Source organism: Lentzea sp. NBC_00516 (genome assembly GCF_036346835.1).
GTDB lineage: Bacteria > Actinomycetota > Actinomycetes > Mycobacteriales > Pseudonocardiaceae > Lentzea > Lentzea sokolovensis.
In genome coordinates this window covers 7,012,336-7,027,773 of record NZ_CP107840.1, presented here as the reverse complement: position 1 = coordinate 7,027,773, position 15,438 = coordinate 7,012,336, and the positions used below count along the sequence as shown (strand labels likewise).

General features: G+C 69.2%; 16 protein-coding genes. 11 read left to right on the top strand and 5 right to left on the bottom strand.

Going from position 1 to position 15,438, the window contains the following annotated elements; translation table 11 throughout:
- The first annotated feature begins 94 nt into the window (after positions 1–94).
- The 4 genes from OG205_RS32015 to OG205_RS32000 are packed head-to-tail and all read left to right on the top strand — an operon-like array spanning position 95 to position 6,638.
- Entirely contained in the window at positions 95–1,549 is a 1,455-nt protein-coding gene (locus OG205_RS32015; RefSeq protein WP_330271681.1) for a cytochrome ubiquinol oxidase subunit I, read from the top strand.
- A 12-nt stretch (positions 1,550–1,561) separates the two neighbouring features.
- Positions 1,562–2,533 (top strand): cytochrome d ubiquinol oxidase subunit II, encoded by a 972-nt coding sequence (cydB, locus tag OG205_RS32010; RefSeq protein WP_330271680.1) that lies wholly within the window; start codon positions 1,562–1,564, stop codon positions 2,531–2,533.
- Entirely contained in the window at positions 2,533–5,526 is a 2,994-nt protein-coding gene (gene cydD, locus OG205_RS32005) for a thiol reductant ABC exporter subunit CydD (RefSeq protein ID WP_330271679.1), read from the top strand. Before cydB ends, cydD begins: the two co-directional genes overlap by 1 nt.
- Positions 5,527–5,531: 5 nt before the next feature.
- Complete coding sequence (locus OG205_RS32000) at positions 5,532–6,638, top strand: GAF domain-containing sensor histidine kinase (protein ID WP_330271678.1); 1,107 nt, start codon at positions 5,532–5,534, stop codon at positions 6,636–6,638.
- On the opposite strand, the gene OG205_RS31995 is transcribed toward OG205_RS32000, so the two are convergent.
- Complete coding sequence (locus OG205_RS31995) at positions 6,616–7,233, bottom strand: response regulator transcription factor (RefSeq protein ID WP_330271677.1); 618 nt, start codon at positions 7,231–7,233, stop codon at positions 6,616–6,618. The genes OG205_RS32000 and OG205_RS31995 overlap by 23 nt on opposite strands.
- A 61-nt stretch (positions 7,234–7,294) precedes the next feature.
- On the opposite strand from OG205_RS31995, the gene OG205_RS31990 reads away from it, so the two are divergent.
- Complete coding sequence (locus OG205_RS31990; protein WP_330271676.1) at positions 7,295–7,789, top strand: GNAT family N-acetyltransferase; 495 nt, start codon at positions 7,295–7,297, stop codon at positions 7,787–7,789.
- A gap of 48 nt (positions 7,790–7,837) precedes the next feature.
- Here the strand turns inward: OG205_RS31990 and OG205_RS31985 are convergent, their stop codons facing one another.
- Complete coding sequence (locus tag OG205_RS31985; RefSeq protein WP_319976930.1) at positions 7,838–8,356, bottom strand: macro domain-containing protein; 519 nt, start codon at positions 8,354–8,356, stop codon at positions 7,838–7,840.
- 135 nt (positions 8,357–8,491) lie between these two features.
- Between OG205_RS31985 and pheA the strand changes: the two genes are divergently transcribed.
- Both pheA and OG205_RS31975 read left to right on the top strand, forming a co-directional pair.
- The gene (gene pheA / locus OG205_RS31980) at positions 8,492–9,382 is read left to right on the top strand and encodes a prephenate dehydratase (protein WP_330271675.1); all 891 of its coding nucleotides are present in this window, start codon (positions 8,492–8,494) and stop codon (positions 9,380–9,382) included.
- Positions 9,379–9,975 (top strand): histidine phosphatase family protein, encoded by a 597-nt coding sequence (locus tag OG205_RS31975; RefSeq protein ID WP_330271674.1) that lies wholly within the window; start codon positions 9,379–9,381, stop codon positions 9,973–9,975. Before pheA ends, OG205_RS31975 begins: the two co-directional genes overlap by 4 nt.
- On the opposite strand, the gene OG205_RS31970 is transcribed toward OG205_RS31975, so the two are convergent.
- Positions 9,969–10,751 (bottom strand): MBL fold metallo-hydrolase, encoded by a 783-nt coding sequence (locus tag OG205_RS31970; RefSeq protein ID WP_330271673.1) that lies wholly within the window; start codon positions 10,749–10,751, stop codon positions 9,969–9,971. The two genes, OG205_RS31975 and OG205_RS31970, sit on opposite strands and share 7 nt — an antisense overlap.
- A gap of 86 nt (positions 10,752–10,837) precedes the next feature.
- On the opposite strand from OG205_RS31970, the gene OG205_RS31965 reads away from it, so the two are divergent.
- The gene (locus tag OG205_RS31965) at positions 10,838–11,440 is read left to right on the top strand and encodes a TetR/AcrR family transcriptional regulator (RefSeq protein ID WP_330271672.1); all 603 of its coding nucleotides are present in this window, start codon (positions 10,838–10,840) and stop codon (positions 11,438–11,440) included.
- 17 nt (positions 11,441–11,457) lie between these two features.
- Here the strand turns inward: OG205_RS31965 and OG205_RS31960 are convergent, their stop codons facing one another.
- The gene (locus tag OG205_RS31960; protein ID WP_319976237.1) at positions 11,458–11,808 is read right to left on the bottom strand and encodes a metallopeptidase family protein; all 351 of its coding nucleotides are present in this window, start codon (positions 11,806–11,808) and stop codon (positions 11,458–11,460) included.
- Positions 11,805–12,827: a septum formation family protein gene (locus OG205_RS31955; RefSeq protein ID WP_330271671.1), complete on the bottom strand. Its 1,023-nt coding sequence runs from the start codon at positions 12,825–12,827 to the stop codon at positions 11,805–11,807. Before OG205_RS31955 ends, OG205_RS31960 begins: the two co-directional genes overlap by 4 nt.
- Positions 12,828–13,019: 192 nt before the next feature.
- On the opposite strand from OG205_RS31955, the gene OG205_RS31950 reads away from it, so the two are divergent.
- Genes OG205_RS31950 through OG205_RS31940 form a run of 3 tightly spaced genes read left to right on the top strand, consistent with a single transcriptional unit; the run spans position 13,020 to position 15,356 of the window.
- Positions 13,020–13,712: a hypothetical protein gene (locus OG205_RS31950; RefSeq protein ID WP_330271670.1), complete on the top strand. Its 693-nt coding sequence runs from the start codon at positions 13,020–13,022 to the stop codon at positions 13,710–13,712.
- Between the two features lie 6 nt (positions 13,713–13,718).
- The gene (locus OG205_RS31945) at positions 13,719–14,882 is read left to right on the top strand and encodes a glutathionylspermidine synthase family protein (protein WP_330271669.1); all 1,164 of its coding nucleotides are present in this window, start codon (positions 13,719–13,721) and stop codon (positions 14,880–14,882) included.
- Positions 14,883–14,903: 21 nt separating this feature from the next.
- A complete protein-coding gene (locus OG205_RS31940) occupies positions 14,904–15,356 on the top strand; it encodes a DUF350 domain-containing protein (protein WP_330271668.1) in 453 nt (150 codons plus the stop codon).
- The last annotated feature ends 82 nt before the right edge of the window (positions 15,357–15,438 follow it).

Sequence of the window (15,438 nt, the reverse complement as noted above, 5' to 3'; positions counted from 1 at the left end):
AAAGGCGTGACTTCGCGCACGGGACCAAGGTCCCGAGCATGGACGGGACCGTCGTACCTGATGGCGGCCATGATCCAGACCTACGCTCGGAAACGTGGACGTACTCGAACTCGCGCGGTGGCAGTTCGGCATCACCACCGTCTACCACTTCCTGATGGTGCCGCTGACGATCGGCCTTTCCCTGCTGGTCGCGGGGATGCAGACCGCGTGGGTGCGCACGGGCAACGAGCGCTACTACAAGATGACGAAGTTCTGGGGGAAGCTCCTCCTGATCAACTTCGCCATGGGTGTCGTGACGGGCATCGTGCAGGAGTTCCAGTTCGGCATGGCCTGGAGCGCCTACTCGCGGTTCGTCGGTGACGTGTTCGGCGCTCCGCTCGCGATGGAGGGGATCGTCGCCTTCTTCGTCGAGTCGACGTTCCTCGGTCTGTGGATCTTCGGCTGGGACAAGCTGCCGAAGAAGGTCCACCTCGCCTGTGCCTGGGCGTTCAGTCTCGCCACGATGGTCAGCGCGTACTTCATCCTCGCCGCCAACTCGTGGATGCAGCACCCCGTCGGCATCGAGATGCACGACGGCCGCCCGCGCCTCACCTCGATCTGGGCCGTGCTGACGAACAACACGGTGCTCGCCGCCTTCCCGCACACCATCGCCGGCGCGTTCGCGGTGTCCGGTGCGTTCCTCGTCGGCATCGCCGCCTGGCACCTCCACCGCAAGTCGGAGGAGGAACGGGTCTGGCGCAGCTCGCTCAAGCTCGGCACGTGGGTCGGCGTGGTCGCGTTCGCGGCGCTGAGCATCAGCGGTGACCTGCAGGGCAAGCTGATGTTCGAGCAGCAGCCGATGAAGATGGCCGCCGCGGAAGCGTTGTGCCACACCGAACAGCCCGCGAGCTTCAGCATCTTCGCGGTCGGCGACGTCACCAGGCCCGACTGCGAGAACGTCAAGAGCATCACGGTGCCCGCACTGCTGAGCTTCTTGGCGCACAACGACTTCAGCAGCGAGGTCAAGGGCATCCAGGATCTTGTCCCGCTGTACCAGGAGAAGTACGGTACGAACTACCCCGTCGACGAGCGGCTCGGTGAGCTCAGCGGCAAGCCGATCGACTACGTGCCCGCGCTTCCCGTGACGTACTGGGGTTTCCGGTTGATGATCGGGTTCGGTGGCATCTCGGCCGGCCTCGGTGTCCTCATGCTCTGGTTGACCCGCAAGAACCGGACGCCCACCGGATGGTGGTTCCCGGTTCTCGGCCTCGCCGGCATCGCGACTCCCTTCCTGGCCAACAGCTTCGGCTGGATCTTCACCGAGATGGGGCGGCAGCCGTTCGTGGTCGTGCCGAACCCGAGTGGGGTGGACGGCGTCTGGATGTTCACCGCGCAGGCGGTCAGCGCCGCGACGCCCGGCGAGATCCTGACCTCGCTCATCGCGCTGACCACGGTCTACAGCGTGCTGGCGGTCGTGGAGTTCTACCTGATCCGCAAGTACGTCAGAGGCGGGATACCCGGCGTACTGCCCCAGAAGACCGACGACGGCGCCCTGGCGTTCGCGTACTAGGGGAGAGGCGACGTGGAAACGCTCTGGTTCGTACTGATCGCCGTGCTGTGGCTCGGCTACCTGTTCCTCGAAGGTTTCGACTTCGGCGTCGGCATGCTGCTGCCCGTTCTGGGCCGCGACAACGCCGAACGCCGGGTAATGATCAACACCATCGGGCCGGTCTGGGACGGCAACGAGGTGTGGCTCATCGTCGCGATCGGTGCCACGTTCGCGGCCTTCCCCGGCTGGTATGCGGCGCTGCTGAGCGCCGCGTACCTGCCACTAACGTTGTTCCTCATCGCGTTGATCGGGCGCGGAGTCGCGTTCGACTACCGCGGCAAGGTCGACAATCCCCGCTGGCGCAAGGCGTGGGACTTCACGATCGTCGCCGGCTCGTGGATCGCCACGCTCTGCGTCGGCCTGCTGATCTCGACGACGGTGCTGGGCCTGCCGATCGACGCGAACGGCGACCGCGTGGGCTCGGCCTTCGCGGCGATCCGGCTCGAGACAGTCGTTGGCGCGCTTGCCTTCGCGGGGTACGCGCTGGTGCACGGCGCCGTGTTCACGGCGTTGAAGACCGAGGGCGAGATCCGCGAACGGGCCCGTCGCGTCGCTTTGATGATCGCGCCCGTCGCACTTCTGCCGTTGGTGGCGTTGCTCGCGATCGTCGCCGGGCTCTGGGCCGGTGCGGTCGTGCTGGTGCTGGCCGCGGCGATGTGGCGGCTGCTCGCGAACCGCGACGGCCAGTCGTTCGCGTTGATGGGCCTGGCGATCGCGGCCACCGTCGCGATCCTGTTCGGCTCGCTCTACCCGAACGTCCTGCCGTCGACGCTGAACGACGCGTGGTCGCTCACGGTCGCCAACACCGCGTCGAGCCCCTACACGCTGCAGGTGATCACGTGGGTCGCCGGCTTCGGCACGCCCGCGGTGCTCGTCTACCAGGGCTGGACCTACTGGGTGTTCCGCAAGCGCATCGGCGTCAAGCACATCCCGGCAGCCCACTGATGAAACGAGGCCCGCTGGGAGCTCTGCCCCAGCTCTCCAGGAACGCCAGGCGCGCCCTCGTCGGGGTGGGCGCGCTGGCGTTCCTCAACGCCCTGGCGCTCGTCGCCCAGGCCGTCGCGCTGGCGTCGGTGATCACGACCCGCGAAGGCCTTCCGCTGCTGGCCGTGGCGATCCTGGCGCGGGCGGGTCTGTCGTGGGCGACGGAATCCGCCGCCGCCCGTGCCGCCGCAGGTGCGAAGGAAGAGCTGCGGACCCAGCTGCTGGCCAAGTCGTTCGAACGCGGTCCCGGCTGGATCGCCGACCGCGGCACGGCCGAGCTGTCGGTGCTCGCGACCAAGGGCCTCGACGCGCTCGACGCCTACTTCACCCGTTACCTTCCCGCGCTGGTCACGGCCGTGATCGTGCCGCCACTGGCCGGTGCGTGGATCCTCTTCACCGACTGGCCGTCGGCCGTGCTGATCGCGGTCACCGTGCCGCTGATCCCGGTCTTCGCCGCCCTGATCGGCTGGTACACCGAGAAGCGCGTCCGCAAGGCCGCTGACGTCACCGAGCTGCTTTCGGCTCAGCTCCTCGAACTGCTCCGCGCCCTCCCGGTCCTGACCGTCTTCGGCCGGGCCAAGCAGCAGGCCGGAGCGGTCCGGCAGATCGGTGAGCAGCATCGCAAGGCCACGATGGGCACGCTGAGGATCGCGTTCCTGTCCGCGCTGGTCCTGGAGATCGCCGCGTCGTTGTCCGTGGCGCTGATCGCTGTTGGCGTTGGCATCCGGCTCGTGCACGGCGACATGACGTTGATGACCGCGCTGGTCGTGCTGATCCTCGCGCCCGAGTGCTACCTGCCGTTGCGCGCCGCCGGTGCCGCCCACCACGCCAGCGAGGACGGGCTGGAAGCGGTCCGGCGGGTCGCCGAGGTCGTGGAACACGAGGACAAGGCGCGGCCCCGGCTGCCAGGTGGTTCGGTCCACGTCGACAACCTGCGCGTGCTGCGCCGGGACGGCTTCGCTCCGGACGGCATCAGCTTCGACGTCCGGCCTGGGGAGATTTATCGACTTGAAGGCGCGAGCGGTGCCGGAAAGTCGACAACGTTCCAGGTGCTGCTGGGCTTCCTGGAGCCGACGGACGGCACCGCGTTCGTCGCCGGCGACATCGCCTACGTGCCGCAGAAGCCCGCGTTCGCCGCCGCGACCCCGCGCGCCGAGCTGGAGCTCACGGTTCCCGGTGCCGAGGACATCGAGCAGATCGCCCACGAGGCAGTGGCCGCTCATCTGCTCGACCGCCAGATCACCGACCTCTCGACAGGCGAACGCCAACGCGTCGCAATCGCGCGCGCCCTGCTGAGGGTTCGCCACGGCGCGACGGTGCTGCTGCTCGACGAACCGACCGCGCACCTCGACCCGGTGACAAGTCGAAAAGTCGACAAAGCGATCAAGAGAGCCAGCGACACGGCCGCCGTCGTTCTCGCCTCGCACCGCGAGAAGGAGGCGACCGACGACGAGACGTTCGCCAGGGTCGTCACCGAAGAGACGCAGCAGGAACGCCCGAAGCGCCTGCCGATCCCGTGGAAGGGCGCGGGCCTGGGCATCCTCGCGGCCGCCGCGGGCATCGCCCTGACCGCCCTGGCGGCCTACCTGATCGCCCGTGCCGCCGAGATGCCGCCGATCCTGACACTGTCGGTGCTGGTCGTCGGCGTGCGGACGTTCGCGCTGAGCAAGGGCGTGCTCCGCTACATCGAGCGGTTGGTGACGCACGACGAGACGTTCCGTCTCGCGAACGATCTACGCGCCGAGCTGTGGTTGCGGCTCGTCCGGACGCAACGCCGCGACGGGCTGCAACGGCTCGTCGAGGACGTCGACACCGTCCGCGACCTGGTGCCGCGCGTGCTGGTGCCGCCGGTCGTGGCGATCGGTGCGGGCATCGCGACCACGGTCCTGTTCGCGTTCATCGACCCGGTCGCCGCGGTGACGCTGGGCGGCCTGCTGCTCGCGGCCGGACTCGCTGCGCCCGCCGTCGCCGTCTGGACCGAGCGACGGGCCAGCACGAAGCTCGCCAGGGGGCGCCGCAAGGTGGCCCGCGAGACGATCAACGCCCTCGTCGCCGCACCGGACCTCATCGCGCACGACGCCCACCACCGCCTGCTGGCCCAGCTGCACGCCGAGGACGTCGAGCTCGCGGGACAGACCCGCCGGCAGGCGTTCGGCACGGGCGCGGCCACGGCGATCGTCCTGCTCGCGACCGGTGCGGCGGCCCTGGTCTGCGCCACGACCGGCAACCCGGTGCTCGGTCTCGTCCCGCTCGCCCTCGCCGAACCGCTGGTCGCGCTGCCGCTGGCGGCCCAGCAGCGCAGGGCGTTGCGAGAAGCAAGTGCGCGCTTGCAGTTCGACGCTCCAGAACGCCCTGAGCAGCCACGCGGCAAGCGGATCCGGCTGGAGAACGTCGACGTCCGCTGGCCCGGCGCGATCGAGCCGACGCTGAAAGACCTCCACCTGAACATCGAGCCGGGCACGCACGTGGCGATCGTCGGGCCGTCCGGCAGCGGCAAGTCGACGCTGTTCGCGCTGCTCCTGGGCTTCCTGCAGCCCGAACGCGGCATCGTCGAGCTGCCCAGGGCGACCTGGTGCCCGCAGGAGCCGATGCTGGTCAGCACGACCGTGAGGGAGAACCTGCGCATGTCGGGACAGCACGACGACGAGGCCTTGAAGGAGGCGCTGCGCAAGGCGTGCCTGCCGGAGTGGGTGGATCGGCTCGACACGGTGATCAGACCCGATCAGGTGTCGGGCGGCGAGGCGCAACGGCTGGCTTTGGCGCGGGCGTTGCTGCACGACGCCGACGTGGTGCTGCTCGACGAACCCACCGCGCACCTCGACGAACCGACCGCGCGCAGGCTGTTGCGGCAGCTCAGGCAGGACGGCAGGACGGTTCTGCACATCACGCACCGCCCGGACGAGGCGGCGAGGGCGGACCTGGTGCTGGACCTCGGCACACCCGCATACCGTTGAGGACCATGGACCCCTCTCTGGCGCGGCGCGTGCTCGTCGCGTCCACCGAGATCACGTCGGCGGCGCTGGAAGACCCGGAGAACGTGCTGCGGCTCGTGGTGAAGGCGGCCGCGGAGATCGCGGACGCCGACCTCGGCCTGGCCATGCTCGCCACGGAGGACGACGACGGCACGCTGACCGTCGAGGCGTCCAGCGGTGAGCCGATCGTCGCGACCTTGAGTCCGCGCAGTGCCGCCGCCAAGGCCGCGCGCACCGGTGTCCCGTTGATGGCCGACGACGTCGCGAACGACCCGCGCACGGCTCCGTACGTGCCGCAGGCGTTGCGGAACTACGGGCCGTTCGCCGTGGCGCCGTTCGGCACCTCGGACCGCAAGATCGGCGCTCTGGCCGTGTACCGCCGTAGGGACAAGCCGCCGTTCACGCAGGAGACGGTGGACGTGCTGACGGCGTTCGCGGCCCAGGCAGGCCTCGCCGTCGTGCTGTCCGAGGGCTTCACCGCACGGCAGCGCGTCGCGGTCTACGAGGAGCGCGAACGGATCGCCCGCGACCTGCACGACGTGATCATCCAGCGGCTCTACGGCGCCGGCGTGCAGATCAGCCTGCTGCAACGGCGCCTGGGCAAGAAGCTCGACGCGGGTCAGCGCGCCCGCATCGAGGAGGCCGTCGACCTGGTCGACGAGACGATCGCCGAGGTCCGCGCGACCGTCCGCAAGCTGCGCAACACCGACCCGGCCGACTCCGCCGACCTGCACGACTCGATCAAGGCCGAGGTCCGCACGGCCGGGGAACTGCTCGGCTTCCCGCCGCGCCTGCACGTGGCCGGTGACCTGGCGAACGTGCCGCGCAAGCACGCCGACGACGCGCGGGCGGCGTTGCGTGAGGCGTTGTCGAACGTCGTGCGGCACTCAGGCGCGACGCACGTCCAGATCGACGTACGGCGCGATGAGAAGCACCTGCTGCTGCGCGTCGCCGACAACGGGTGCGGCATCCCGTCCGGCGTGACTCAGCGCGGGCTGCGACACCTCGCCGAACGGGCAAAAGCCGCAAATGGTGATTTTCGCGTGGTGAGTTCGCCGAACGGGACGACGCTCACCTGGTCCGTCCCCGTTTAGCCACCCACGCGGCGGCCTGCGTGCGGCGTTCCATGCCGAGTTTGGACAGAACGGACGTCACGTAGTTCTTGACGGTCTTCTCCGCGAGGAAGAGCCGTTCACCGATTTGGCGGTTCGTGAGGCCCTCACCGATGAGTTCGAGCACGCGCTGTTCCTGGTCGGTGAGGCCGACCGGGGCCGGATTGCGCATCCGTTCGAGTACCCGGCTTGTGGTCGCGGGGTCCAGAAGGGACCGTCCAGCCGCGACCTCGCGCACGGCCGTGACGACGTCCTGACCGCGAACCTGCTTGAGCAGATAGCCCGACGCACCGGCCATGATCGCGCCGACGAGCGCCTCCTCGTCGTCGAATGCGGTCAGCACGAGGCAACGAATGCCAAGGTCGCGCAAGGACCGGCACAGGTCGACGCCGCTGCCGTCCGGGAGCTGGACGTCGACGACGGCCACGTCCGGTGGCGTCGCCGCTGCTCTGGTCACCGCCTCGTCGACGGACCCGGCCTCGGCGATGACCGAGATGTCCGGCTCGTCGTCCAGCATCTCGCGCAGACCTCTGCGGACTACTTCGTGATCGTCAACCAACAAAACGCGCACTGGCACGAATCCACCGTACGTCGAATGGCTGTTCCTGAGTGTGACTCAAATTGGCACAGTTCTTGTCATGGCAGAAGGCTCGGTACGACCGGTCGAGGAAGCAGATCGCATAGTTGTCGCCCGATTGGTCCTCGAGCTATGGGGAGCGCACACCGCCGTCGCGCACGGCGAGGTGTTCTTCCCGGCGAGTCTGCCGGGCTTCCTCGTGGAGAAGCAGGGTCAGGTGCTGGGCCTGCTGACCTATGCGGTGGCGAACCACCAGCTGGAGATCGTCACGATCGACGCGCTTCGGCGAGGCCGCGGCGTCGGCACCGCGCTGGTCGACGCCGCGGTTCGCCAGGCACGCACGCTCGGCTGCAACCGGGTGCGCCTGACGACCACCAACGACAACCTCGACGCGGTCCGGTTCTACCAGCGCCGCGGGTTCAAGCTGGCGGCGTTGAGACCGGACGCGGTGCGTGAAGCGCGCAGGCTCAAGCCGGAGATCCCGGCTGTCGGTGAATTCGGCATCCCCATCACGGACGAGATAGACCTCGAACGATGGGTCGCGCCACGGCAGTAGTCCACAAGCATCCACAGCTTTGTCCACAGGGTTGTGCACAACCGGAACTCAGACGTGCAGAGGGTTGAACGCCTCGTCCCACGCGGCGGCGACCTGATGGGCGCAAGTGGACGGTGCGACGCCTCCCACCCCGGTGCCGAGTCCCGGCATCGCGATGGTGTGGACGGCGTCGCGCACCGGAGTGCCGTCCTCCAGGCGACCGCCGAGCCAGAGCATCAGCACGGCGCGCGCGGCCAGGTACGGGTGGACGGTGTCGACCGGCAGCCGCTCGCCGGGCAGGCGCATCGTCGGGGCGCTGATGAGCCATGCCGGTTCGGTCTCGCCGGTCGCCACGATCTGCGCCTCGCCCACCGGGAGCTCACCGCCGTGCAGCGCGAGAACGGCGCTGCGGACGTTGTTCTCGACCTGGGGAAACGCCGTGGCGTAGACCGCGTCGATGCCACCGCGCATCCAGCCCTGCGAGTTCGCCGGGCTGACGATGGCCTGCGCGTGGATGTCCAGAACGGACCCGCGGTGCACCCGCACCCCGGCGCGGCCGTCCGCGACGGCGAGCCAGGCGTTCGCCATCGGTTCGTCGACCGCGCACAACACGAGTTCTGGCGCTAGAGCGGGCACGCCCCAAGCATTCCAGTTCGAACGGTCCCGGCGGAACCCAGGATTGGCCCCCGACACAGGCGTGATTCGCGCCTCTACTGTGTGCGGGTGCCTCGCATTGCGTACTTCGGACCACAGGGGACCTTCACCGAGCAGGCCGCCATGCGGTTCGAGGGTGAACTCGTCCCCGTCGAGACCATCCCGCTCGCCTTCGCCGCGTTGCGCGACGGGTCGACCGACTTCGCGTGCGTGCCGATCGAGAACTCCGTCGAGGGCGCGGTGCCGGCGACGCTGGACGCGCTCGTGCGCGACGAACCGGTCGTCGCGGTGGCCGAGACGGTGCTGGACGTCCGGTTCAGCGTCCTGGTGCGTCCGGGCACCCCCGAGATCCGCACCATCGCGTCGCACCCGCACGCGCTGGCCCAGGTCCGCGAGTGGATCGCCGCCACGCTGCCGGGCGTCACCTCGATCGCCACCTCGTCGACCGCGTCCGCCGCTGCCGCCGTGGAGCGTGGCGAGTTCGACGCGGCCGTCTCCGCTCCTGTCGCCGTGAACCACTACAAGCTGGACGAGTACGCGACGGACATCCTGGACGTGCCGGACGCGCGCACGCGGTTCCTGCTGCTCCAGCGTCCGGGTCAGCTGCCTGAGCCGACCGGCGCAGACCGCACGAGCGTCGTCGTGACCACTCCGGACCGCGTGGGCGTGCTGTCCGAGCTGCTCACCGAGCTGGCGTTGCGTGGCATCAATCTCACCGGCCTCGAATCGCGCCCCCAAAAGGGCAAACTGGGGACGTACCGCTTCTACATCGACGTCGAGGGGCACATCGCGGAGCCGAGGATCGGTGACGCGCTGGCCGCGCTGCACCGACACTCGCGCGAGATCCGGTTCCTCGGGTCCTTCCCGAAGGCCGACCAGGGGCCCGTCGAGGCCCACAACGCCGAGTTCGCCGCAGCCGCCTCCTGGGTCGATGCTGTCAGAAAGGGCGAGCGCGGGTGAGGTTGCTGCTGGTCAGGCACGGTGAGACGGCGTCGAACATCGAGCGCAGGCTGGACACGGCCATGCCAGGCCCCCCGCTCACCGAACTGGGCCGCAAGCAGGCCCGCGAACTGGCCGACACCCTCGCCGCCGAGGAGATCGTCGCGGTCTACGCGAGCATCGGCCTGCGAGCCCAGCAGACCGCCGCGCCCACCGCCGAACGCCTCGGCCTGCCCGTCCAGATCCTGCAGGGCGTGGAGGAGATCCAGGTCGGCTCGCTGGAGGGCCGCAACGACACCGAGGCCTACAAGACGTACCTGGAAACGGTCATCAAGTGGGCCGAGGGCGCCCTTGACGTGGCGTTTCCCGGCGGCGGCGAGACCGGGCAGCAGGTGCTGGACAGGTTCCTGGGCGCGGTCGAGTCGATCCAGCAGGACGGCACCGTCATGGTCGTGACGCACGGTGGCGCCGGGCGGATGGGCGCGCTGGCGCTGGCGTCGAACGTGCCGGTGGAACTGGCCGAGAACCTGCTGCCGAACACCGGTGTCGTGGTGCTGGAGTCGGACGGCGACGGCTGGGTGTGCCGGTCGTGGGCGGGCGTCGAGGTTCAGTAGCCCAGGTCGAGCCACTCTCCGACGGCGAGCACGTGCGCGCGTTGCCCCGCGTGCTCGCGGAACTCACCCTCCGGGTCGGCGACCTCGACGTAGCCGGGCAGCTTCACCGGCTGTTCCTGCTCGTAGTGCATCGGCACGGCGTGCCGGGCTCCGAGGATCGTCGCCGCGGCGGCGGCTTGGAACGGGTCCATCGCGGCGAGCACCGGGCTCGGCGGCTGGAGGTGCGGCGCGTTCACCACCGCGCCGTTGGCCGGTAGAAATGCCGCGTCGAACGGGCTGAACCGGCGCGCCACCAGCCACCACCAGCCGTGGAACATCGTGTCGCCGCCGTGGAAGACGCGCTGCCCGTCCGCCTCCACCACCCAGTTGAGCTGGGGATCGCCCAGCCCGTCGACGGACGGGACGGCGGTGACGCGGAACGGTCCGATCTCGCGTTCGGACCAGGTGTCCACCACCTCGGCGGCCAGCCGGTGCTCGGCCAGTTCGTGCTCGCTCAGCAACGTCGTCACGTTGTCCACGTCGTCGCCGTGGCCAGGCGCCGGGCGAAGAACCGGTGCTCCCGGCGTCAGCACCCCGGCGAGCGCCGTCGCGTCGGTGTGGTCGCGGTGCAGGTGGGTGACCAGCGCGGCGGTGACCTTCCCGCCCGGCGGCATCAGCCCGATCCCCGGCCGCCAGCCGGTGAACAGCGGTGACAGGTCCTGCACGTAGTCGATCACCAGTCGCGCCCCGCCCGCCTCGGCCTCGATGCCGGCCCAGCCCAGTCGTCGAACTCGCATCTCGCACTCCTCGCGTCGGTGAGCTGAACTTAGAGTACGAGCGTTCGCCAAATCAATAGCGAACGTGCGTACGCTATTCTCGTCACATGTCCCCGCGACGCTCCGCAGCCGACGCGCTCCTCACCCGAGGCCGGATCCTGAGCCGCGCCGCCGAGATCGCCTCGGAGGAAGGGCTCGACGGCATCACCATCGGCCGCCTCGCCGAGGAGCTGGAGATGAGCAAGTCCGGGGTGCACAAGCACTTCGGCACCAAGGAGACCCTGCAGATCGACACCCTCGACAAGGCGTTCGTCGACTTCTGGCACCGCGTGGTCGAACCGGCCCTGCCCGAACCGCCCGGCCTGCGGCGGCTGCGCGTGGTGTGCGCGAACTCCGTGAACTACCTGGCTGAACCGCTGCTGCCCGGCGGCTGCCTGATGACCGCGGCGCTGAGCGAGTACGACGGCAGGCCCGGCGCGGTGCGGGACGCGGTGGCCGAGGTGTGGTCGCGCTGGCAGGGACAGCTGCGGGCGGACCTGGTCGCGGCGGTGCAGGGCGGCGAACTGGCCGGCGGGTTCGACGTCGACCAGGCGTTGTTCGAGATCCTGGCCGCGGGGCTCGCGCTGAACGCGGCGATGCAGCTCCAGCACGACCAGGCTGCGGTCGGCCGGGCGCGGCGGGCGATCGAGCGGGCACTCGACCAGTCCTGACTCAGACGAGGCGCGGGTCAGCCCCAGCCCAGCTCGTGCAGCTTGGCGTCGTCCACCCCGAAGTGGTGCGCGATCTCGTGCACGACCGTGATGATCACTTCTTCGATCACGTCGTCCTCGCTGTCGCAGATGTCGAGGATCGCTTCGCGGTAGATGAAGATGTGGTCGGGCAGGGCGCCGCCGTAGTCGGAGTTGCGCTCGGTCAGCGCGATGCCCTGGTAGAGCCCGAGCAGTGACGGCTCGTCGGGGTTGCGGTCCTCGACCAGCACCACGACGTTGTTCATCGCGTGCATGAAGTCGGGTGGGACCAGGTCCAGGGCCTCTTCGACCAGCTCGTCGAAGCGAGCTCGGGTCATCTCTACGGTCATCGGTTCTCAGTGCTCGAAGGGGGCGCGCTGGAGGACGGCTTGTCGGGCTTGCCGGAGTCCGAGGGCTTGCCGGACTCGCCGGAGGGCGGCTGGCCGGACTCGGAGTGCAGCGGGGCGCCGGTGGGTTCGGCCTGGGCCTTGACCGAGGTGGTCTGCGGCGGGTTCGCGGTGGTCAGCGGCGCGCCGTTGGGGTTGCGGACGGTGCCCTCCCACGCCACGAGCTTCTCGCCCTGGGGGACGGCGCCGATCTTGCAGTTGGCCTTGCGCGAGCCGACGGCCCAGCTCTCCTCGGCGCGCGTGTCCCAGGTGATCAGCAGGTTCTTGGCCTTCAGGTCGGCGCCGCCGGTGTACTCGGCGGCTATCGCGGCGCACTTCTCGGACATCACGGTGTCCTGCTGCTCGGGCGCCACGAACGCGCCTTCCGGGTGCTGCACGACGCCGACGATCTCGAACGCGTGCGGCTTGGCGCACTCGATCGGGTCACCGACCGTGTTGTTGTCGGCGAGCGCGACGCAGACGCCGGGGTCGTAGACGTTCGACTGGTCCTGGGTCTTCGCGCTGCCGAACGACGGCAGGGCGGCGCCGGAGGGGGCCGTGACCTGCAGACCGCACCTGAGCTGGCGGTAGCCGCTCGACCAGCGGCTCTCGTCCGGGTTCAGGGTGCTGACGCCGTACTTGCCCTTCGGGTCGAGCTTGCCGGCCATGTAGGTGGTCGACGCCTGCGCGCAGTTGTCCTGGGCGATCTTCTCCCAGGCCTCGCCGTTCGGGAACGGCGCTTCCTTCGGGTACGCGGCGGTGATGTCCGCCGTTCCGCTGACCTCGAACTTGTGCGCGGCCGTGCAGTCGACCTTCTGCGCGTCCGACAGGTCGGGCTTCTCCCAGTTGAGACATTCGCCCGCGACGGCCTGGTACGCGGCGTTGACCAGCTCGCGTTTGGTGCCGAGCGGGCCTCCTGCCAGCACAGACGTGAACGCGGACAACATCAACAAGCCGAACGCGCCCACGAAAGCGCCGACCATCACAAGCCGCGTGTCGCGGATGTGACCAGATCGACTCAACCAACCGGCGCTCGGAGACATCTCAACCATGATGCCCGTGCCGTGTGAGACGGCTGTGCGCCGGGTTGGGTCGAGTGTTGCTATTAGGACACTCGTCACCGAATTGGCCATGTTTCAGCTGTCTTGCTAGGTACCTTGCCCGCGGGAGTGGTGATGACTGACAACAACCTGCCAGGACCTGGCCAGCCGACGCCCCAGCCTGGGTCGCCGTCGGGACAGCCCGGCCAGCCGCAACAGCCCGGCCAGCCTCAGCAGGCAGGCCAGCAGCCGCCGCCGTACCAGCCGGCGGCTCCTCAGCCTGGCCAGAACCAGCCGGGACAGCCGCCTGCCAAGGGCAAGGTGCGCCAGCAGCAGCCCGGCATGACGAAGCCGCGCCAGGCGACGGTCGCCGAGCAACGCGCTCGTGCAGCCGCGCTGAAGGCGCAGCAAGAGCGGTTCGCCGCCGAGTCCGCCGCCTTCGAGAAGAAGCGGAAGACGCGCAAACGCCTGCTCATCGGCGGTGGCGTGACCGTGGGCGTGATCGCGCTGGTCGCGATCTGGTACGCGGCCGCCAGCCCCAAGAACGTCACGGCGCAGTGCACCGACTCGAACAACGTGATCGTCGACGACGACTACTGCGACCAGTCGTACTACAGCAGCCACGGCGGCTACAGCAGCGGCGGCTTCATCTACATCGGCGGCAGCTCGTACCGCTACAACTACGGCAGCTCCGGCAACGTCGGGCAGAAGGCCGTCGGCGGTAGCTACACGGTCCCGAAGGGTGCGAACGTCACCACGAAGTCGGGCACCTCGGTTCAGCGCGGCGGCTTCGGCGTCAGCAGCGGCTCGAAGAGCAGCGGAGGCTGAGCACAGTTGCGTCGTGAAACCTCGCAGCCGCGGCCGAACTGGCAGCGGACGGTCTCTGACCAGGGGTTGGTGTTCGGCCTGCCCGCGAAGTACGCGAACGGCGCCGACCGCCCGTACTGGGACGAGTCGGTGCACTACGTGTTCGAGATGAGCGACATCCTCTCGCTCGAAGCCGACGTCGAGCTGCTCCACTCCATGTGCCTCGACGCGGTGGACAACGTGGTGCTCACCGAGCGGTACCGCGACTTCGGCATCCCCGAGTGGGTGTGGCCGCACATCGCCGAGTCGTGGCGCCGCCGCGACCCGCACGTGTACGGCCGCTTCGACCTGCGCTACGACGGCTCCGGCCCCGCGAAGATGCTCGAGTACAACGCGGACACCCCCACGTCGCTGCTGGAAGCCGGCTACATCCAGTGGCAGTGGAAGGAAGACGTCTTCCCGGACGACGACCAGTGGAACTCGTTGCACGAGCGCCTGGTCGAGCGGTGGACGGAGATCGGCGCCAAGCTGCCCTCCGGCGAGCTGCACTTCACCTGGTCGGGCGCCGACCCGTCCGGCGAGGACCACCTCACGATCGCCTGCCTGCAGGAGACGGCCGCAGAAGCCGGCCTGAACACCGTGGGCCTCGCGATCGAGGAGGTCGGCTGGGACACGTTGCTCAACCGGTTCGTCGACCTCGAAGAGGCCCCGATGGGCACGGTCTTCAAGCTCTACCCGTGGGAGTGGGTGGTCGAGGAGCAGTTCGGCCGCCACGCCGTCGAGTCGCTGCCCGGCACGCTGTGGGTCGAGCCGCTGTGGAAGATGCTGCTCTCCAACAAGGCGCTGCTCGCGGTCCTGTGGGAGATGTACCCGGGCCACCCCAACCTGCTCCCCGCCTTCCTGAACGACCCCGGCATGCTCACCGAGTACGTGCGCAAGCCGCTGCTCGGCCGCGAGGGGTCGAACATCCAGATCGTCGCTCCCGGCTACGAAACGCAGACCGGCGGCGTGTACGGCAAAGAAGGCTTCGTCTACCAGCTGTTCGATCCGCTTCCGGAGTTCGACGGCTACCGCCCCGCGTTGGGTGCCTGGGTCGTCGGCGACACGTCGGCCGGCCTCGGCATCCGGGAAACGGTCGGTCTGGTGACCGACGATGGCGCGGCGTTCGTGCCGCATCGAATTGTTGAGTAAGACTCCGAAAGGGAACGGGAAATGGACTACACGCTCGCGTTGGACCCCGGCTTCGGCTCGGCCATCGGCCGGGGCATCGGCGCGATCGCGCTGTACGCCGTCGTCGGTCTGGTCCTCATGGTGTTCGGCTTCTACGCGATCGACTGGACGACGCCGGGCAAGCTCTCCGCCCTCGTCCGCAACGGGGCCCCGAACGCCGTCATCGTGACCGCCTCCGGCCTCGTCTCGATGGCGTTGATCATCGTCGTCGCCATCTACAGCTCGGCCGGCAAGCTCGACGAGGGCCTGCTGTCCTCCCTGATCTACGGCCTTCTCGGCATCATCGTGCAGGTGGCGGCCGTCCGGTTGCTGGAGTGGGTGACCCGCCTGGACATCGGCTCGCTGATCGAGTCGGACCGCTTCGCCCCGGCCTCCGTCGTCGTGGCCTCGGCACACGTTGCGCTCGGCCTCGTGGTGGCCGTCGCGATCGTCTAGTACTCGCTTCGACGAGGGACCCGGTGCTCAGGCGCCGGGTCCCTTCGCGTTGCCGGGGGCCGCCGCGCTGTCCTTCGTTGAA